Annotated in this window: 19 protein-coding genes; 3 read left to right on the top strand and 16 right to left on the bottom strand. The window is 48.1% G+C overall.

Going from position 1 to position 20,048, the window contains the following annotated elements; translation table 11 throughout:
- The 7 genes from SPIRS_RS09730 to SPIRS_RS09700 all read right to left on the bottom strand — a co-directional run bounded on the left by SPIRS_RS09730 (position 1) and on the right by SPIRS_RS09700 (position 6,506).
- Positions 1-1,347 carry an ABC transporter permease gene (locus SPIRS_RS09730; RefSeq protein WP_013254513.1) on the bottom strand — a complete coding sequence of 449 codons (1,347 nt, stop codon included), beginning with the start codon at positions 1,345-1,347 and terminating at the stop codon, positions 1-3.
- The gene (locus SPIRS_RS09725) at positions 1,334-2,449 is read right to left on the bottom strand and encodes a hypothetical protein (protein ID WP_245537749.1); all 1,116 of its coding nucleotides are present in this window, start codon (positions 2,447-2,449) and stop codon (positions 1,334-1,336) included. The genes SPIRS_RS09730 and SPIRS_RS09725 overlap by 14 nt, the downstream gene beginning before the upstream one ends.
- Positions 2,391-3,266, bottom strand: coding sequence for a signal recognition particle-docking protein FtsY (gene ftsY / locus SPIRS_RS09720; protein ID WP_013254511.1), 876 nt, complete (start codon positions 3,264-3,266; stop codon positions 2,391-2,393). Before ftsY ends, SPIRS_RS09725 begins: the two co-directional genes overlap by 59 nt.
- The gene (locus SPIRS_RS09715) at positions 3,267-4,727 is read right to left on the bottom strand and encodes a PEGA domain-containing protein (RefSeq protein WP_013254510.1); all 1,461 of its coding nucleotides are present in this window, start codon (positions 4,725-4,727) and stop codon (positions 3,267-3,269) included.
- Entirely contained in the window at positions 4,724-5,101 is a 378-nt protein-coding gene (locus SPIRS_RS09710; protein ID WP_013254509.1) for a response regulator, read from the bottom strand. The genes SPIRS_RS09715 and SPIRS_RS09710 overlap by 4 nt, the downstream gene beginning before the upstream one ends.
- A 1-nt stretch (position 5,102) precedes the next feature.
- A protein-coding gene (gene prfB / locus SPIRS_RS09705; protein ID WP_148224056.1) for a peptide chain release factor 2 occupies positions 5,103-6,204 on the bottom strand; the annotation gives its coding sequence in 2 pieces (ribosomal slippage) (positions 5,103-6,134 and positions 6,136-6,204; 1,101 coding nt in all).
- A gap of 29 nt (positions 6,205-6,233) precedes the next feature.
- Entirely contained in the window at positions 6,234-6,506 is a 273-nt protein-coding gene (locus tag SPIRS_RS09700; RefSeq protein WP_013254507.1) for a CRISPR-associated protein Cas2, read from the bottom strand.
- 66 nt (positions 6,507-6,572) lie between these two features.
- Here SPIRS_RS09700 and SPIRS_RS09695 point away from each other — a divergent pair, with 66 nt between their 5' ends.
- The gene (locus SPIRS_RS09695; RefSeq protein WP_013254506.1) at positions 6,573-7,799 is read left to right on the top strand and encodes a tetratricopeptide repeat protein; all 1,227 of its coding nucleotides are present in this window, start codon (positions 6,573-6,575) and stop codon (positions 7,797-7,799) included.
- Positions 7,800-7,820: 21 nt separating this feature from the next.
- Here SPIRS_RS09695 and SPIRS_RS09690 read toward each other — a convergent pair whose 3' ends face one another.
- From SPIRS_RS09690 to SPIRS_RS09655, 8 genes are read right to left on the bottom strand one after another with little or no spacing between them, the layout of a single operon-like run.
- Complete coding sequence (locus tag SPIRS_RS09690) at positions 7,821-9,845, bottom strand: alpha-amylase/4-alpha-glucanotransferase domain-containing protein (protein WP_013254505.1); 2,025 nt, start codon at positions 9,843-9,845, stop codon at positions 7,821-7,823.
- Positions 9,832-10,665, bottom strand: coding sequence for an RnfABCDGE type electron transport complex subunit B (locus SPIRS_RS09685; RefSeq protein WP_013254504.1), 834 nt, complete (start codon positions 10,663-10,665; stop codon positions 9,832-9,834). Before SPIRS_RS09685 ends, SPIRS_RS09690 begins: the two co-directional genes overlap by 14 nt.
- Positions 10,666-10,677: 12 nt before the next feature.
- A complete protein-coding gene (gene rsxA / locus SPIRS_RS09680) occupies positions 10,678-11,268 on the bottom strand; it encodes an electron transport complex subunit RsxA (RefSeq protein ID WP_013254503.1) in 591 nt (196 codons plus the stop codon).
- 1 nt (position 11,269) lies between these two features.
- Positions 11,270-11,890 carry an electron transport complex subunit RsxE gene (gene rsxE / locus SPIRS_RS09675; protein ID WP_013254502.1) on the bottom strand — a complete coding sequence of 207 codons (621 nt, stop codon included), beginning with the start codon at positions 11,888-11,890 and terminating at the stop codon, positions 11,270-11,272.
- Between the two features lies 1 nt (position 11,891).
- Entirely contained in the window at positions 11,892-12,452 is a 561-nt protein-coding gene (locus SPIRS_RS09670; RefSeq protein WP_013254501.1) for an FMN-binding protein, read from the bottom strand.
- The gene (locus SPIRS_RS09665) at positions 12,449-13,588 is read right to left on the bottom strand and encodes an RnfABCDGE type electron transport complex subunit D (protein ID WP_013254500.1); all 1,140 of its coding nucleotides are present in this window, start codon (positions 13,586-13,588) and stop codon (positions 12,449-12,451) included. Before SPIRS_RS09665 ends, SPIRS_RS09670 begins: the two co-directional genes overlap by 4 nt.
- Positions 13,589-13,605: 17 nt before the next feature.
- The gene (gene rsxC / locus SPIRS_RS09660; RefSeq protein ID WP_013254499.1) at positions 13,606-14,934 is read right to left on the bottom strand and encodes an electron transport complex subunit RsxC; all 1,329 of its coding nucleotides are present in this window, start codon (positions 14,932-14,934) and stop codon (positions 13,606-13,608) included.
- Entirely contained in the window at positions 14,931-16,517 is a 1,587-nt protein-coding gene (locus SPIRS_RS09655) for a hypothetical protein (RefSeq protein WP_013254498.1), read from the bottom strand. The genes rsxC and SPIRS_RS09655 overlap by 4 nt, the downstream gene beginning before the upstream one ends.
- A gap of 125 nt (positions 16,518-16,642) precedes the next feature.
- On the opposite strand from SPIRS_RS09655, the gene SPIRS_RS09650 reads away from it, so the two are divergent.
- Both SPIRS_RS09650 and SPIRS_RS09645 read left to right on the top strand, forming a co-directional pair.
- On the top strand, positions 16,643-17,509 hold the full coding sequence (locus tag SPIRS_RS09650; RefSeq protein ID WP_013254497.1) for an ATP-binding cassette domain-containing protein: 867 nt from the start codon (positions 16,643-16,645) through the stop codon (positions 17,507-17,509).
- A gap of 79 nt (positions 17,510-17,588) precedes the next feature.
- Positions 17,589-18,821: a DUF1570 domain-containing protein gene (locus tag SPIRS_RS09645; RefSeq protein WP_013254496.1), complete on the top strand. Its 1,233-nt coding sequence runs from the start codon at positions 17,589-17,591 to the stop codon at positions 18,819-18,821.
- Positions 18,822-18,836: 15 nt separating this feature from the next.
- Here SPIRS_RS09645 and pcnB read toward each other — a convergent pair whose 3' ends face one another.
- Positions 18,837-20,018, bottom strand: a complete 1,182-nt coding sequence (gene pcnB / locus SPIRS_RS09640; RefSeq protein ID WP_013254495.1) for a polynucleotide adenylyltransferase PcnB — start codon at positions 20,016-20,018, stop codon at positions 18,837-18,839.
- Positions 20,019-20,048 lie beyond the last annotated feature (30 nt).

Here is a 20,048-nt window from a genome sequence, read left to right as displayed (position 1 = left end):
TTATTCATAGCGCATAATCTCCGCAGGGTCAAAATCGGCAACCCGGCCGGAAGAAACCCAAGCCGAAAGGAGGCTTGCCGCTAGAGCAAAAAGAAAGACAATAAGGACCTCATGGTACATCACCCGACTCGGGATCTCCTGGAGATAAAAATAGGTAGAAGAAAACAATGAAAAGGTTTCCCCACGAACCTGAAAAAACGGCATCAGGAGCCTCTCTGAGAAGGCGATAACGGCGTTGACTATTTTCTCGGTGAGAGAAAAAATGCCATTGATATTTTCGGCAATCAGAAGGCCCAAAGCGGTCCCGATTCCTCCTCCAATGCTCCCTATAAGCGCTCCGTCAAGGAGGAAAATCAAGCGAATATCACGGGGATGAGCCCCTACCGAACGAAGTAAACCGATCTCTTCTTTTTTTTCCCAAACGGTTCGTTCTAGGGAATGCTTCATATTTGCGCCCACAACGATAAAGACAATTCCGATGACCAACATCATCGCCAATTTTTCCATTCGAAGGGCCCCGAAAAAAGAACGGTTGTACTGCCGCCAGGAAACTACCTCCGTACCGGGAAGAAGTTTCCCTGTTTCACTCAGCTCCTCAATAAACTGTCTATCCCGCCAGCGGTTTTTGAGTTTAACCCCTATATTGATCTTCTCTTTTCCTGAAGCGATTGCAGAAATAGAATCATGTGCAACAAAGGCAAGGGCCGAATCATATTCATAATAACCACTGGAAAAAATAAGCGAAACGGTATACTCAACCTTAGTAGGTTCTAGTCCACGAAAGGAATCGCCTGCCATGGAAAGAAACGAAACGCTATCTCCCGTAGTGATGCCGAGATTCTGTGCAAGTACAGAGCCTATCCACACACTCCCCGGTTTGATAAGATCCCGTTCGCCATCGGTCACAAAGGCATCATCCAGATCCATTTGACGTGCCCATCCGGGATCGATTGCAGGGGTATCCTCTGGCAGTGCTCGGATATTGCACCCCACCATGCCGGAAAAAGGCCCTTCGATCATCGTTTGGACGTCAAGAAAAGGAACCGCAGCCTCAACCTCCGGCATACCGCGGAGAAGGGTCAGAAGGGCTGTTTGATCCTCATCCTCCTGTTGATAGATCCTGATATGATACGAACCGATTTCGAGTATATCTTCGATAAAACCGAGCTGAAACCCATTCATAACGGCTAATACGGAGAGAAGCGTCATAACCCCGACCGCAAGCCCCAGGATCGAAAAGAAAGAGGGGCGTATTTTTCGCTCTTTTCTCCTGCTTCGAAGAAAGCGGAAAGCCACAAACAGTATCCACTTCTTTCCGGGAAGTCGTTTCTTTCTATCTCGTGCCATACCCCTTCCTAATATAGTCCTGCAGCAGGGTTCGAAAATCCTCGGTATAACGATGTAGTTCGAAAAAACCGACATGTTCGGTAAAAAGCTCATCGCCGCCCCGAAATCGCGTAACGACAAAAGCCTCGCCCTCTTTTTTTATAATCTGAACCAATGAGCCGGAGCGAAGGGTTTCTACTGCAGTGAAATTTCCCTCCGCAGCGAAATGGTAACGGCTCTCTTCTCGGACCATTGCCGAACGAAGACGAATAGTTTCGTCGGAATGGGAGGGATAAAGATACTCGAAATGCTCATACCCGTCGCTCCCCCTTCGTCTTATATCCCGCAGCCGTGATTGTTCATCGTACAGTCGAATTTCCTCGTTCCCCTTTTTATCTGTCAACCGTACTCGTTGCCATCCATCGCTTAATACTTCCCGACGTTCCTCTCGAAGTATTCCTTTCGAATCCCAACCCAAGGAACGCTCAAAAGAGGCCTTAGGGGGCACAAAAAAGGCAGTGGCATCTTTTCCCTGCTCCTCGTAACTGATTCCATCGGGAAGTAAAAGCAAATAATAACCCTTTCCGTCGACGGCGCACAGCGCCCCTTCCGGTCCGTAATAATAGTCACGACCATTCAGCTGAGACGGAAGGTCCACAGAATGGGGATCATCCGATTCATAGCCGTAGCGGAACTCAACACCCTTCCTCCACTCGTACAAGACACCTTCGTCGCCTATTTCCGCCTTATACATGGTCTGGTCCCCTCTTTTTTCTTCGATCAGAAGCGTGCCATCGGAGAGATCGCTCTTACGGATCGTTCGCTCGGCAATCAGTAACTTTCCCTGATAAAGCCTTTCGATACTGCCTCCGTCATCTTCTTTTACCTCCAGCCAATACTCGCCTTCACCGGCCTGTCGAATAAGAGGAGAAAGTGGAATACCTACTGCATTACTGAGAAAACGACCGCTCTTCACAAAAGAGGGGGGTCCGAAGGCGAAAACCCGAACAGAAGAAACTAATAATGCAAGAAGGAAAAGCCGACGATACACCACGATACCTTGGTCAACCGATCCCCAACAGGGAGTCGAGATAGCTCTCCGAATCAAAAAGAGCGAGGTCACCGTAACCTTCTCCGGTACCGACAAAGGCAACGGGGATGGAAAGGGTACGCTGAATCGGAATAATGATTCCTCCCTTTGCCGCCGAATCGTATTTTGCCATGACAAGGGCGTCGACCCCTACGGCCTCATGAAAGAGCTCGGCCTGACGGAGGGCGTTCTGGCCGGTAGTGGTATCTATGACAAGCAGCTTACAGTAATTTTCCGTTCCGATCTTTGCACCGACGATTTTATGGATTTTCTGAAGCTCCCTGATGAGATTCGCCTTATTGTGCATCCGTCCGGCAGTATCGGCTAAAACGAGTTCCTCGCCACGGCTTACGGCACTCTCGAGGGCGTCATAGATTACAGCACCCGGATCGGCACCAGGTTGCTGATGCACAACCCGAACCCCCAGCCTTTCTCCATGGACAAGAAGCTGATCGATGGCAGCAGCTCGGAATGTATCACCTGCCGCCAGTACGCAGCTTTTGCCCTGAGCGTCATGAAAATAGCGTGCCATCTTGGCTATTGTCGTAGTCTTCCCGACGCCGTTGACACCAAGGACAAGTATCAAAGCCCGTTTCTTATCCCGGAAATCAAGCTTCGCAGCCTTGGTATAGGGTAAAAGCTGCCTCTTCAGATAGTCGAGAATTTCGGATTCGCCCATGCCTCGGGCCTCTTTTGAGTCGCGCAGGGAATCGACAAGATCCATGGCCGTCCGGGCCCCTAAATCGCTTTCGATAAGCGTATCTTCCAACTCATCATAAAAGGCCTCATCGAGCGCACCCTTCCTCGACAAAAGCCCACGTATTTTTTTCCCAAGACTTATTCCAGCCAACTAGTTCCTCCCAACGTTGTATACCGATTCATGCATTTCAATATAATCAGCCAAGCTAAAAATGGCATTTGTTCCGAGAATAACATTAAGGAAAAGTCCTCCCATATAAGCAGTGTACCATAATCTATTTTTATCAGCCAGGCGATCGATTTCGCTTTGATCGGCACTTCCGCTTTCCGCCGCCTGATTGGCAGCTATCCCGTAATCGCTTCCTATGCCGTAACTGATCATCGTGACGGGAATCGAAAGGAGAAAGAGGCCAAAGGCATTGTAGAAACGCCGCCGACTCGCATCCACAAGTAGCTGACGATCATAACCTGCAGGTTCCAGAGAAAAACGATAGGCCCCGGCATTCTGTTCCACGGGAAACTGCACATCACGATACCCCTGTGCAACGATTCCGACAAGAAAAGGAGCTGTCGGACTCTGTGTTACAAGGGGAGAAATACCGACATATTTCCCGTCGAGGTAGATGGATGCCCCTTCCGGTTCGGTACGTAATGTAAATAGATCGGACTGCTGGGGTTTGAGCTCAACAGAAATATGACGCCGCTGATTCGGGGCGAGAAAAACTATTTGCTCCGTCGTTTCATATCCATATGAGGAAACAGTAAGTCTGTAGACTCCGGGGAGGAGATTTGAAGTGGCCGATGGAGAAAGTCGCTCGCCATCCAGGAAAAGATTCAACGGAGGATGTTTTCGCCCCCCTTCGCCGTCTCCCTTCCCGGTAAGCTCCAATGCTGCCCAGCTCCGTCCGACGAGAGAGCCTCTGATACGATCGATCAGTACTTCGGCCACAGCCTCTACCGACGAGCCCCCCGAGACAAGAGAATGATATACCCTCTCTTTCCCGAGAAACGGGGCCCAGAATTCCATGGAATATAGATATTTCTCACCAACGGCATTGACCTCCAAGACAAGAACCGCATCGGCATCTTCATTTTCGATCCAGGATGTCGAAATGTGCTGAAAAGGAAGTGTTTTGACAACGATGGGCTTTGCGAAGGAAATATCATAGGAGATACGATTACCAAGAGCATCCTCTAACTTTTTTCGTTCATCGATGCGTTTTTTTTCCAGCTCACGCTCTCCCTGAAGTTGATACTCCGCTATGTCACGTTCCTTCTTCGCAATTTTTTCACGACGTGAATTTCTTTCTTGCTCAGAAAGGAAGGCGAAATAACGATCCCATTCGTCAAATAAAAAATTATGCTGGCCAATGGCTTCGATCTCTCGTGTAATGGAATCGGAAAAGGCGGTTTGCAGGGCCTCGACCCGGTAATCGGTATCGGAAGAAGAAGGCTCAAGAAGAAGCAGCGTCCAATTGGCCCGCGGATCGCTTAGAACCTCCGTCTGTTCATTCATACCGGCGGCGAAAAGCAAAGAAACGTCACCGGTCTTCACAAAGAGAAGAAAAAGGAGGAATGGCAAGAAACACAAACCGCGGGTAAACGGTCTCACAGGCCTTCCACCGACTCCAACGCCTTCTCAACGGCAGACACGATCCGCGCTTTGGAAAAGGGTTTTACAACAAAATCTTTCGCTCCGTATTGGATAGCACGAAGAATTGTCTTCTCCTGCCCCAAAGCAGAACACATGACAACCATTGCCGAAGGGTCAAGCCGTCGAATACGACGAAGGGCTTCAATCCCATCCATAACCGGCATGGTGATATCCATAAGGACAAGAGACGGGTGCACCGTACGATATAATGTTATTGCCTCTACACCGTTGGCAGCCTCTCCCGCAATGGAAAACCCGGCTTCTTCGAGAATTTCCTTCAACGCACTTCGCATAAAGCTAAGATCATCTACTAGAAGAAGCCGCCGTTCCATACTATCCTTCCGTCTGCATCCAATTCAGAAAGGCAATGATAAAATCATCGATCTCACCATCCATCACAGCCTGAATATTTCCAACTTCATGTTTCGTTCGATGATCTTTAACCATGGTGTATGGTTGAAATACATAAGAACGTATCTGATTTCCCCAGGAAATTTCTTTCTTTTCCTGAGCATGTTTTTCCTGTTCTTTCTCCTGCTCCTTCTTATAATGTTCATACAATCTAGAACGTAAAATCTTCAACGCCATGGCTTTGTTTTTATACTGGCTCCGTTCGTTCTGGCACTGTACCACGATACCGGTGGAGATGTGGGTAATACGGACAGCGGAATCGGTCTTGTTGACATGCTGCCCGCCGGCTCCCTGTGCCCGATAGGTATCGATACGCAGTTCTTCTGGTTTGATATCGACCTCGATATCATCGTCGATAACAGGGGAGATGTATACCGACGCAAATGATGTATGACGGCGGCCGCTAGAATCAAAGGGAGAAATACGTACCAACCGATGAACGCCGATTTCGCTTTTAAGATAACCGAACACAAAATCGCCATTGATCTGAAGGGTTACCGACTTCACCCCTCCCTCGGCCTCAAGAAGGTCAAGGGTTTGAACGGAAAACTCCCGTCGTTCAGCCCAACGGGTATACATTCGCAACAACATAGCGGTCCAATCACACGCCTCAGTTCCCCCCGCCCCTGAATGGATGGTAAGAAAGGCATTGCTTCCGTCGAATTCCCCTTGGAACATTTCCGTTAAATTTAACCCACGATAGGTATCGCCTACCTCGTCCAACTGCCTTTTAATATCATGTTCCTGACTTTCATCCTGTTCTTCGGCAGCGAGTTCGAAAAGTGTTTCAAGATCCTCAAATGAAGACAATAAATCTTTCCATGGATCAAGTCGCTTATGTAGCCGTTTCAGCTCGCCGAGCCGCTTTTCCGCCCGTTCTCGATCCTCCCAGAACTCCGGACTTCCACTTTCCGCCTCAAGTACTTTTATTTCCTGAGCCAATTGCTCAGGGTCAAAGTCGCCTCCAGGAGTTGTAGATTTCTTCTTTTAATTGTTCGATCGGTATTTCAAGTTCACTCAGCATCCTGATCTCCTCGCTCACTAATGTTTATATCACGGGCGAACGACAATACGTCGCCACCGCTTATTTTGAAGACCTGTCACCACCAATACTCCATCGATAGGATATTGGTAAAGACGAACATTATCGTATGAATCGGTCAATCTGTCTATATCTCGTTTCAGACGAGCAAGATAACGCTCTTTTAACTTAACCGTCTCCCAAAGTCCTTCATGCCGCTTTTCAAAGCCATATTCACGTAAAAGTGATTCAATACCACGCTTTTTTTCGATTTCGGAAAGATCAAAGGTGACGGCAACAAACATAAATATAGTGTATTTCTATCCCTATTTTGTGTCAAACCCTTCCTCAACTTTGCCGATAGGTATGATATGAAACGGCTCTTTTTATCTACGTTACTGCTAACAGCAGTACTTTATTCATGGGCAGAAGAGACAACGACGGTCTATGCACCTTTTGTGTCCAATCTCGAAGCAATGGCAGACACCGATCGAATCATTCTGACTTGGAAAGATGCTTCCGATCCAATTGTATTGTATCGGATCTACCGAAGCATCACCTCCTTCGATAACGACAAAGAGACAGATGCGACACTTGTGGCTGAAGTCGCATCGAATATCGAAGTATTCGGCTACTATCCTCAAGATACCGAGTCATACTATTTTGCCGTCCTTGCCGTCGACGCCGATGGAAGGGAGTATAAGCTGTATATTCCTTATAGAAACATCACCAATGATGCCATATCCATTGTTCAGGTTGCATCACTGCAGGAAAGAGCCACGCATATAAGCAATATTTCTGCAAGGGTCGCAGGTGAAGTTGTCTATATTAGCTATAAAAGCTCTTTACCTGAACGAGCGGTGATGGTTTATCGAAGCTCAGACCCTATCGTCGATAAGAATGGTTTACGCTCCGCATCGCTTGTGACCTCGCTAAGCAGCTCACAAGGATCGGTAACCGATTTTCCGCTTCCCGGCCTTGAATATTACTACGCAATCGTCGACAAGGAGCTGGTGGAGTCTGATGAAGTTGAACTCGAGCCTGGAGAAAACGCAACAAATGATGCTGCTTTGGTGGCCTTATCCGATACGACCCAACAGAATGAAAGATTTCGGAACGTCAGGATACGCCCACTTCCCTATCTGACGCTTCCAAAATCGGTAAAAACAGGCGAGAGTCTGGCGGATCCAGATAAGTATGCCCTACCCACATATACACCGCTTGCGAAAGAAACGGAGACGGTGGTACAGAATTTAATCAACGAGCTTGGTCCTGCTCCGAGTCAAAGCACACCCCAAGCCCAGATGCTGGCAATCGACAAAAGTCCGGGAGATAATCCCGAAGGGGTCTTGCTTTCAAACATCATCAAAGGCTCATTCGCCGATGCCGAGTGGGATGCAGCAGAAAAAGAGCTTGGAAATTTTCTTGCCGTCCACAGGAGTAAAGCAGTAGAAGCAAGGGCCCACTTTTACATGGGTCAGGTCTACTATTTTCAAGGGCAATTCGGCAAGGCCCTGTATGAATTCCTTTTCTCGCGGGAGACATACAAACAAGAAAGCACTAGCTGGATAGATGCTACCTTTTATGCTCTTACATAAAATATTGCATCATGTCGTTGTTTACTTTTTCTCTATTTTCATTGTGATGATGCCGCTCCAGCTCTCACCAGGTTCAAGGGAAAGCTTTTTTCTCACGACAAAAGCGTTTGACTGATAAACGGCACGCTTACCACGCAAACCAGCCGCAATGGTGTAGATGGGAAAAGACCAAAGAGCCCACCGGGAATCAAGGACGATACTCACAATGGCATGATTACGATTATCGTGGAGCGCTATCTCTTTTATTCCGCCCCGTTCGACACCCTCTGTCAAAGCGTCATCTCCCGCATCTCCCTTGTCTCCGAGAAATAGATGAGCATCCTCCTGAGCGTTTGCAAAAAGCGAGAGATTAATCTCCGGTGCAAAAAGAAAGGCTGACGTCACTGAAGAGCGATTCTCAATGGTGTATTCAACCTCAACACTGTTTTTTGAAAAGTTATATCCCTTTTTCAAAAAAAGCGGCATCGGAACGCCATTCATGTGAAGGAATGTTCCACAGTGGAGATAGAGCCGTTTATGCTCTCTGTCGAGTTCATCAAGATCATACCGTTGATTGATAAAATCGGCAGCCTCCCGAAACTGCATGGTCTTAAATTGCGAAAAGGTGACGTCATCATATAAGACATGATCAAGAAAAGCCCGTCTCGGATAGTTATCTATCCCGAGACGTTCATCGTTATCATCGTGATACCGCTCCCGGTGCCGGGCCATGGTATCCAGATAATTCCAACCGCTGACAAGATAGTCCAATTCAAAAAGCATACCGCTCCGGCGATGGATATAGGCATTAATATTCTGTCCCTGATAGATATATTCATCCGCCCCGTCGAAATCGATATCAACCGGATGTATGGCTGTTGTAAAAATTCCTCGCTCACGCGTGGTCTTCTCAGCCGTTATGAAACTTCGGTATGCGGCCTTCCTCAGATGGTTGTCGTAGACACCATTGTAACGACCGTGCCAATAGGGGGCATTGCATTGTCCCCGCCAGCTCTCTTCCCGTGCACTCTTTTTACGCGCACGATCCCGCTGCACCTGATTCACCAACAAATAGGTGTACATCATCCGTGCATACAGCAAATTGCTTTCCGGGTAGCGGGTAAGAAATTGGCGAAAGTAACCGCCGTTGACATAGATGGAACCGTTGTCCTTTTCGGTCCGGCTCCTCACAAATTCAAGATCCATCTGCTGTTCGGGAGGAAGCGGCCACTGCATCATCTCTTCATAGGCGGTACAAGGAAAATAAACCTTTTCAAGGCTATCAAGGCTTCTTACAAACTGTCCGGGGAGTACAGGTATAGCCACACCGCGATTCTCATCAACGAGTCGAAGAAAACACTCCATCCATCCGCCTGCCTCACAAACACCTTCCGTGCCCGGCACATATCCGAGCATATCGGCATCAATCATAATAGATGCCACTTCATGCTCTTCGGAGGCCGCTATCTCACCTATCTTGGCATATACATCTTCAGGAGAGGCAAAGGGAATCATTCGGTTTAATCGGGAGGTCAGAGGAAGAACCCTGACCGTTTTACCTTGATCCTCCGTAATGCAAGGATGGTAAATCTTCTCCCCTCGCAGTCCTGCACTCATAAAATGACGATCGTCAAGAAAGATATATTCCATGCCCGAACTGCTGAAAACAGAAGCAAGGGAGGGCTCCCAGACCCGTTCCGGAATCCAACAGCCACGGGGACGCTTTCCGAAACGTTTTCTGATGTAGGTGGTTAAGAGCTCTATCTGCCCCACTCGGTCTTTTGTCGGAATAAGCGGGAAAATAGGCTCATAATACCCTCCCCCGATGATTTCAAGTTGCTTCCTCTTCACCATCTCGCTGATGACCATCAGGATTTCGGGATGGGTCTCTTCAAACCAGTCAAACAGCTGCCCTGAAAAATGAAGACAGCTACGAATTTTAGGAAATCCATATAAAACAGTAAGAAAGGGTTTATAGGTTTTTTGATAAACAGTTTCAAGCTGTTCGGGATCGGTTCCAACCGGTTTACTCCCGAACACCCCAAAAATAAGCCTAAGCTTTTTCATCGACTCCCTTTATCAGAGAATCCACCCGCACAATGCATTTGGGAGGACAACCCTTTGCCGCTTCACTTCTATCTCCCATCTTATCATAATCGATCGAAGAAAGAAAATTCTCGACCTTGAAGCCACCTTCGGGAGACTTTTTCTCACATATTTTACACCCAATACAGCCGACGCTACAATACTTTCTAACGGCAGCACCTTTATCTTTCGAGTTACACGCCACGATATAATCTGCCTCATAAGGTACGAACTGCATAACACCGGTAGGACAGGCCTCTATACAGTTCCCGCAGCTTATACAGGCATCTTTATCAACAACAACCCTTCCACCGGAGTCATAGGATATGGCATCAACCGGGCAAACCTTCATACAGCTTCCCAGACCGAGACATCCGTATTTACACTCCTTATCCCCCTGAAATAGGGCGTGTACAGCGTTACAATCCTTCAGTCCCCGATAGGCATACAGATAGCTTGTAGTCTCCTTAGTGCCGCGACAATGGACCTGAGCAACCATCTTTCGGTCCGAGACTTCGACTTCCTGCCCCATGATTTCCGCAATCTTCGATGCAGCCTCTGCTCCTCCCGGTCCGCATAAGGTAAGAGGCGCCTCACCGGCTGCAATGGCCTCCGCGTATGCGGCACATCCGGCATACCCGCAGGAACCACAGTTTGCACCAGGCAGAGCATCCTCAACCTGCTGTATTCGTTCATCTTTGCTGACAGAAAAGAATTTTGAGGCGACCACGAGCGCTGCTCCGAGAACGCCCCCCAATATCCCTACCACCAAAAACGCATAAAGTATTTTAAGAAGTAACATATCGTTTTCCCGTTATCCTAGAAGATTGTTCAAAAGTGCCTTATCAAAAGCCATGAACGCAAGGGCCATCAATCCCCCGGTGATGAAAGCGATAGGCACCCCACGAAAAGGTTTCGGAATCCATTCATTGTCAAGCTTTTCCCTGATCGTAGACATCAAAACGATGGCAAGAAGGAATCCAAGACCGGCAGCAATTCCCGCGACAAAGCTCTCCAGAGCATTATACTTATTCTGCACGGCAATAAGGGCAATACCCATGACCGCACAGTTTGTCGTGATGAGGGGAAGAAAAATTCCCAAGGCCTTGTAGAGCGGCGGGGAAATCTTCTGAATAACCATCTCGACAAATTGAACAAGGGAGGCAATGACCAGAATAAAGGTTATTGTCTGAAGGAATTCAATATTAAGAGGAACAAGAATCAGGTGGTAAATCGCCCAGGTTGCAAAAGAGGCCAGGGCCATAACGAAGGTAACAGCAAACCCCATGCCAACTGCGGATTCAAGATTTTTTGAAACCCCGATAAAAGGGCAAAGACCAAGAAACTGGGTCAGAATAAAGTTGTTGATAAAAACAAAGGTAATAATAATGCCAAGATAGCTCATATCAGCCCTTTCCTCCCTTCTCCTGAATGATTCCGACAAGGGCCTTTAGATACCCCATGACAAGAAGAGCACCAGCCGCCAGGACAAATACCCGTGCGGGAGAATCGACAATGCCGGGGATTCTCACGACACCATCGAAATCACCAAAAGCAAAAAGGGTTATGGTACCGGATCCGAACACTTCACGAACCAGAGAAATAACCGTGAGAGCCAGCGTAAAACCGATTCCCATGCCAAGGGCATCAAGAATGGATGCTCCCACACCGTTTTTACTTGCGAAAGCCTCCGCCCGTCCGAGAATGATACAATTGACGACAATCAAAGGGACAAAAACTCCAAGACTGTCGTAAAGGTCGGGAAGAAAGGCTTGCATAACCATCTGAACGACGGTTACGAAGCTGGCGATAATAACGATATAAGAAGGAATTCTCACCTGATTCGGAATAAAATTCTTCAGCAGAGAGATAAAAATATTTGAACACAACAAAACAAAAATTACTCCGGCACCCATTCCCAAGGCGTTAATTACCCTGGAAGATACACCAAGAGTAGGACAAAGTCCAAGAACAATCACAAAAATAGGATTTTCTCTGAACAGCCCCTTTGTAAACTCTTTCCACATGCTATTTCCCCTCCAAGGACACTACAAAACGGGATCCTTCCTGAAGCGCCTTACCTACCCCCATAAACGTAATGGAGGCTCCCGTTACACTGTCCGACTGCTCGGTCGTGAGCATGCTTTTCCTGACGGGAACAGGCTTATCGCCTCCCGTACCAACGTATTTTTCCATATAAGATGCCTTCTCAGCCTCTTTTCCTAAGCCGGGGGTCTCTTCGTTATCCATCATTTTGGCAGCAAGGACCGTTCCCTTCAGGTCATATCCACCAAGGATTACGATCGTACCGCCGTAACCGCTGCCGAGAAGCTGGCAAACGTAACCGACGATTTGATCATCATCGCCATATACAGGGTAATAACGGTCGACCACAGGATTATTGTCCACGGCTACTGCTTCACCCGTTTTCCTTCCGCCCGAGACGGTTTCCAAGGCTGCTTTCAGCTTTTCCGCTTTAATCCTGGCAATCTGAGGTTCAGTGAGGGCATTTACGACCCCGAGGACCAGCGCCGCAACGGCACAGATCAAGGCAAGTCTTCCACCGATTTTCACAATGGGGTTGTTCATGCTTCCTCCCTCGCTTTCGACTGTTCCTTTAAACGATCGATAAACCTTTTCCGCTCAACACCGAAACGATGCGGCTTGTTGTACCGGTCGATCATGGGAACAAAGATGTTCATCAAGATGATTGCCAGGGAAACCCCTTCCGGAAAAGAACCATAAAAGCGTATCAGGAAGGTAAGAAATCCGATTCCCACCCCATAAATGATCATACCTTTGCCGGTAAGAGGACTTGTCACCATATCCGTTGCCATATAAAGCGCACCAAGCATGATCCCTCCGGAGAAAAGATGAAAGAGGACATCCCCGGAAAAGGCGCCCATCCCGTATCGGTTTCCACCGAAGATCCAGACCAGCAAGGCGAAAGAACCGAGATAAGCAACGGGAATCTGCCAGGTGATAATCTTTTTGGCAAAGAGATAGAGGGCCCCAAGGATCAGCAACAAGGCAGAAACCTCTCCGATACAGCCGCCGACATTACCTGTAAAGAGATCCGCATAGATCTTTCCACTTGTACCGCCGCCAAAGAGCGGGGTGAAAAAATGCGACAAACCGTTGGTGCTCCCAACAAAGCCGTTGGAACTGAGGAATTCGGCAGGGCCGGTTGCTGAACCGGAATAGTCGAGCAAACCGGTCTTCAACATTCCCAAAGGAGTCGCACTGCTCACCGCATCGACCACCGTCTTTGGACTACTCCAGGATGTCATTTGCCCAGTCCAGCTAAAAAAGACAAAGACCCGTCCTGCCAAGGCAGGGTTCATCCAGTTGCCTCCCAAACCTCCGAAGGTCCACTTCACCACCGCAATGGCAAAAACGGAACCGAAGATCGGGACATAGAAAGGGACGGCAGGAGGCATGTTAAAACCTATCAACAAGCCGGTCAGCACAGCACTCCCGTCAAAGAGAGTGAATCGTCCCGAAAACGCAGCAATGATCGCCTCGGTAACGACGGCCGCTGCAATGGAGACAAGCAAGACTGTCAGGGCCCTGGCGCCAAAGAGGTAGATGCCCCAGACAGCGGCAGGAAGGAGGGCCAACGTAACGCTCCACATAATAGACGAGGTCGATTGCTTATTATGTATCTGCGGAGAACTCTCCACAAGACGCATTATTTTTTCAGCTTCTTTATTCTTTTCGCTCATAATATCCTTACCTGACCTTACGCACTTTTCTTTTTCCGACCCATCTTCTTGCCGAGCCGCATTCCCTGTACCAGAGGAATTCTGGCAGGGCAGGAAAAGCCGCAGCAACCACACTCTTTACAATCCATCAAGCCGGATTCCATTGCCGAAGCATAGTCGCCGTGGTCGATCAACTTGAAGAGGGTTGTAGGATTAAGGCCCATCGGACAAGCCGCTACACACCTACCGCAAGAAATACAAAAGGTCCGGGTAGACGCACGAACCTCCCTTCGAGTCAGCGCAAGGATACCGGAGGTTCCCTTTATAACCGGCGTATCAAGATCGTAAATGGTAAATCCCATCATGGGACCGCCCATGACGATCTTTGCAGGCTCTTCCGTAAAACCGCCGCACTCTTCGATAAGGGTCTTAATCGGCGTTCCGATACGAACCTTCAGATTTTGGGGATCGGCTATGGCGCCGCCCGTAACCGTCACCGCCCGCTCAATGAGAGGCTTGTTAAATACCACGGCCTCGAATACAGCATGGACGGTTCCGACATTAGCGACGATAGCGCCGATATCCAGGGGAAGTCCGCCGGAAGGGACCTCTCTGCCGGTTATGGCCTTCAGAAGTTGCTTCTCATCGCCCTGAGGATATTTGACCTTAAGGGGCACAACATCAAGCTTTACTTTAGCCTTCTGCGCGGCCGCTTTCATCGAAGCAATGGCATCAGGCTTATTAATCTCAATACCAATGGCCAACTTTTCGGCATTGGTAATACGACTGATAATCCTGATCCCCTCGATGATCTGATCCGCACGTTCGAGCATAAGTCGATGATCAGCCGTAAGATAGGGTTCACACTCAACCCCGTTGACAACGAAATACTCGGCTTTTTTCCCTTTGGGAACGGAAAACTTGACATGAGACGGAAAGGTCGCCCCGCCCAATCCAACGATGCCGTTCTCAACAACTTTTGCCATTAATGCCTCGGCAGAAAGTTGGGTCCAGTCTCCGGCCCGTTCTTCTTTTCCGAGGCGGTCGAATGCACCCGCAAATTCGATCACAACTGCACTGCTTTTCATGCCGTTGGGAAGATAAATATCCCGTATCTCTTTTACCGTTCCCGGGACCGGAGAATGAACCGGGGCAGAGATAAAACCCGAAGCTTTTGCTATAAGCATCCCTTCCCGGACCTCGTCCCCTACAGAAACAATACACTCCGCCGGTTTTCCAAGATGCTGGGAAAGCGGAACCACAAACATTGAAGAAAGCACCGCATTCTTGATTGCTTTTCCCGATGCAAGAGACTTCCCACCGGGAGGGTGGACCCCACCCTTTGGAAACGTAGATAATCCTTTCATGCTGCTTGTTCTTTACTCCTTACCGTTCGAGATCCCGGCTCCATCTTTACCGAAGAGAAAACGTTATGCATTTCCGAAAAGACCAGCGAAACAAGGACAACGGTCAACAGAAAAAGTAATTTTCCCCCACTTAGCTCCGTGCCGCCTCCGCTGGCCAAAGAGACATAATTCAGCCCTACCGAATTTGTCTGGTTAAGAAAAAGGCCGATAATCCCGTTTTGTACCTGCTGATCTATTATATCTTCATACCATTGCTCTGTAAACAGTTTCGCCGTTACCTGTTCACTATAGAGAACATCGTTTATATAGAAATAGTTTTCATATTCTAGTGCCTCATTGAGGGTGGGAACCCTATAATTCATACCAAAAAGATAGCCGTCGTGGAATGCATAGTGGGCAATATAATCCCCCCTACTAGGAAGAGGATCTCCCTTTTGACCTAGAGAAGGAAAGCCTGTGGCTGTCGCTACCTCCGAATGAGGTGTCGGAGCAGGCAAGGAAAGGGAGGCTGCGGTGCCGTCATTAAACAAGGGCCATAAGAAAAGAAGGGAAGAACAGAACAAGACGAAACCGCACCGCATATAAAGGGAAGAAAAAAAACGAAGCATTCGTTTCTTGCCAGAGCCCGCAGCGCTTATGGCAACTGATACAAAAAGAGCGTGCTGTCGGGAGGCGTATCGCACATAGTGCCAGAGGATGGCGGCTCCAATCATGGCTGGTCCCGCCAAAAGGCAAGCGAAAAGCGAACCCACGTTCTTTATCTGTCCTTTCTGTGAGAAGATGAGAAAGAAGATAAGCGAAAGAACACAAAAAAGAAGATACCGAAACGCCCTCATCAAAAGGTCGTGTGCCATATTTGACGTGTCCGATCCTCTTCTGAAGCGCTCATTCAGAAACAAGGGAATTTGGGTGACCAGCGAAGCCCAAAATGGCGAAAAAAGAAGGATTGCCGCATAAGAGCCAAAAGATGTCCCAAAAGAAAAGACGGCAACAGGAAGTGATCCCAAAAGAAAGAGGAGACGGGATTTCGCATCCACCCCAAAAGCAAAAAAAATGACAAGGAAAAGAAAGATAAAAGGAAGGAGCAGTACAGGCCCGCTTCCCGTTCCGGCAACAACAAATTTTCCCGAATAAGGGCTGTTCACCCCGGATAAGCGCCGAAAGACCATGTTCGGATCATCTTCTGTGATGATGTAGTAGACCTGAGCATCCCGTCCATCGATGCTTCCGCTAAAAAGCGCCGGAAGTTTTTTCAGAAACGGATCATAAAGCGGATCAAGGGAATCGTAGCGTTCTGAAACCTTCTCCACAGGCACCTTGATCATGCCATGGAAGGAGAAAAGAGGAACCATTGCATTTCCCTGATGACTCACCCTTTCGTAGCCTGCCGATTTCGCAATCCTTAGAAAATCGGAACGATGAAGACTCGAATCCACGAGAACGGGAACGGCATCAGGCCACAACTGACGTTCGGGACCTGAACTAGTATGGTCCTGGCGAAAGGCAGAGAAAAGAGAAAGCACATATACTATCACACAACATATGAGAGCAAAAATTGCCCCTATTCTATTTTTTCGCACCATTCCCGCTGTATCCGTCCGCCTCAGTTTCCGGGTACAACAGCAATTTGTCAAGGTAGCACAGGAAACTACTCCTCACGAAAGCCCCGGGTCTTTCCTAAAATGTCGGTGGCAGCTATCATGCTTTCATGGTTCAGTTTATCCGCCATCTCGTATGGCTACTCAGGGGCGTACAGGTATTTGCGTTGGTAGGACGCAGCGGAACGGGTAAAAGCTTCCGGGCAAAACTTGTGGCAGAAAAATACGGTATTGAATTAATCATCGACGATGGATTACTTATTCGCGATCAGAAGATTATTGCGGGCCGTTCCGCTAAGCGGGAAAAGCTCTTCCTTTCCGCCATCAAGACTGCACTCTTCGAAGACCCCGCCCATCTTAGAGAAGTCAGGGAGGCTATTGATAGAGAAAAATTCAGGAGGATCCTTCTTATCGGTACAAGCGAACGAATGGTCAGGAAAATTGCGGGAAGGCTTGGACTACCTACTCCCTCGAAAGTATTGAGCATTGAACAACTTGCAAGTAAAGAAGAGATCGAAACGGCTATTAAAAGCAGAACGGAAGGTAAGCATGTGATCCCCGTTCCTTCTATAGAAATCAGGCAGAATTACCCCCAGTTTGTTTATGATTCCGTAAAGGTATTTTTCAAAAAAAAGCTTGGTCTTCTTCCCGGAGGACAACGGGCCTTTGAAAAGACCGTGGTACAACCCGAGTTCTCAAGCAAACGGGGAAAAGTTGAAATTAGTGAGGCGGCCCTTACCCAGATGGTTCTACACTGTGTCGATGAATGGGACGACGCAGTATCGGTACGGAAGGTAAGCGTCAAGCACGATGCAGGTGGATATCATCTTCATCTAAAGGTTCACCTCCCTATAGGAGTCAATCTTTCCGGTTCGCTTCACGATATGCAGGAGTATATTATTTCCAGTCTTCAGCGCTACGGGGGAGTCCTGATAACGTCGGTCGATATCACCGTCGATGCGGTACAAAGCCACTAATTTTTTTGCTCATTACGGCCGATAGATAAGTGAGGAGATATAATTTCTCCATTGGATAGAGACATAAGGAGCGGTTATCATGAAACGAAGATCAATCATCGCAGTTCTTCTTCTATGCACCACAGCCATGGTATTTGGGCAAAGCATGCAGATGGCGGAAGGGAATCACTATAGAGTCTTCTCCGAAATGGGTAAAGAAGATGCACAGGCAAATGCCGAATTTCTTGATGCATTTTTCGTGCTCTTCAACTCGTACTTTCATTTTGATCCCGCGGAGCTTCAGAATAAAATGAATGTCAGGCTCTTTTCCAGCAAGGCAAAGTTTGATGATTATCTTCGCTCGACGGTATCAGAGACAAGAGATACCTTTGTCTTTCTTCAATATAAAAATTCAGCGAAAAGCGAGCTTGTCGGCTATGCCATGGATGATCCGGAATTGGAGCGTCGCTCCCTTATCCATCACGGTTTCGTTCAATACCTCCGCAGCTTTATTAGCGAGCCTCCCCTTTGGCTGCAGAAGGGCTTCGCTATTTATTTCGAAGAGAGCAGTTACAACGCAGACCGGAAAACGGCAATCTATCGGGAAAATCTTGGATGGATTCCCTATCTGAGAACCCTTCTTGCCGAGGAAAACGAAACAGAAGGAAGTTCAGGACTGCTGCCTCTCAATATGCTTCTCTATGTCGATGCCGAAACCGCAAATGCGAATATCGACCAGTTCTATGCCGAAAGCTGGGGACTTGTCTCGTTCCTACTCAACAGCGAGTACAAAAATTACAATAGAGCTCTGTGGGATGCAATTTCGAGTCTCTCCGCCGATGCGACAAAACGCGACAATGAGAATTCCACGGTACAGCGCGCCTTTGCATGGACGGACCGCAATCTCTTTGTTTCCGACTTTGCAAGTTATATCTCCTCGGTCAAAACCTTCCCGGATCTGATTGAATCGGGAATGCAGGCCTATGGGCTTGAACAATACGATGAGGCGGAAAAGCTCTTCAGTTCCGCGATGGCTCTTCGCCCGGAGAATTACATTCCCTACTACTATCTGGGCCTCATCGGTTATGCAAGAGCAGACTATGCCTCGGCGGAATATTACTATCACTCTTCCATTCAGGCGGGCGGGAACGCTCCTCTCACCTACTACGCTCTTGGTGTAAATGCTTATGCCGATAGTCGCAACAGCGACGCAGCCTTTTACCTAAGCCAGGTAAAGAGCCTGGATCCGGAGGGTTTCGGCGTCAAAGCAGATGATCTGCTTACGAGAATCAACTCTGAAAGCGGAAATGCGACGAAAGAGACAGAAGAGTAAAAAAAGAGAACAGGGTTAAACATCAAGCGCTACGTCGGCATTTTCAGCCGACTGGCGCTTTTTTCGTCTACGACTTCGTCTCGTTTTATTCTCCTTATCTTTCGCTATGGGCTCGAGAGAGGAGGGTTTCGGTCTTCGTGCAATATTACGTGGGGTTCTGATACCGCATTGCCGAAAAAGCTTTATGACCGCCATCTCCACTTCATGGTTGGGCGGTGTTATTGGTTCAAGCAACTGCTTAAAGGATTTAAAGGTATCACGGAACAGATCGACACTATTGGTACCCTCTAGGGAGAGTTCCAGAAAGGGGCCAAGCAACCTAACAAGCATTTGTCCCTTACGATCCTCGTTCTTTTCCCGAACAAGAAGGTCCAACTCTTCCAAGGAAGCAAAGAAGGCTCCTCGAAGCTTCTTGTCCCCCGATTTGAGAAGGGAATCGATACGCGGGAGCATATGGCGAAACAATCCTGTTTTCAAAAATTCATCAATAAGAAGAGCCGAGCGACCGGAGGCGAGGACCTTAAACACCTCTTCGGTCATGCGGGAGGATGGACAACGCTCAAGCTCGTCCACATGCCTGGCGATGGCCCGGCGAAGCTTCCATCCCATGCGAAATCCGCCACCGGTAGAATACTTGATCGCCCTGATCATACGGACAGGATCATCTTTAAAGGTCCTATCTAAGGGGAGCAAACTCTTCATCTTTCCGGCTCTGACATCTTTTACACCATCGACAAAATCGATGATGTGCAGTTTTTGCGGATCAAAATAGAGGGCGTTTACGCTAAAATCCCTGCGTTTTACATCGTCTTCAAGGGTACCGAACACATTATTCGAGTTACCTTCCTCGTCGTCGGTCCGAAAGGTCGATACCTCAATGATCTTACCGCTACCATAGTGCACATGTACCAAGCGAAAACGTCTTCCGATGATCCTCGAATTACGAAAAAGCTTTCTAACCTGCTTTGGATATGCACTGGTTGCAATATCAAAATCTTTCGGACTCTTCCCCTGAAGCAAATCTCTCACCGCTCCGCCGACAATATAGGCCTCAAATCCGGCATCCTTAAGACGCCTTGTAATGGCAAAGGCATCACTATCGATTTGATCGGAAGAGATCGGGTGTTCTTGCTCGGTGTAAATTTTCGCTATCGGGACACTTTGCCCCTTCTCATCGGTAGCATATCGTTTCAGCAAAACATCTCTCGCTTGCAGTAAGAATCAGTT

Source organism: Sediminispirochaeta smaragdinae DSM 11293, assembly GCF_000143985.1.
GTDB classification, from domain to species: domain Bacteria; phylum Spirochaetota; class Spirochaetia; order DSM-16054; family Sediminispirochaetaceae; genus Sediminispirochaeta; species Sediminispirochaeta smaragdinae.
Note: the sequence above shows the minus strand (reverse complement) of the source record. Positions and strands in the feature narration are given on the sequence as shown.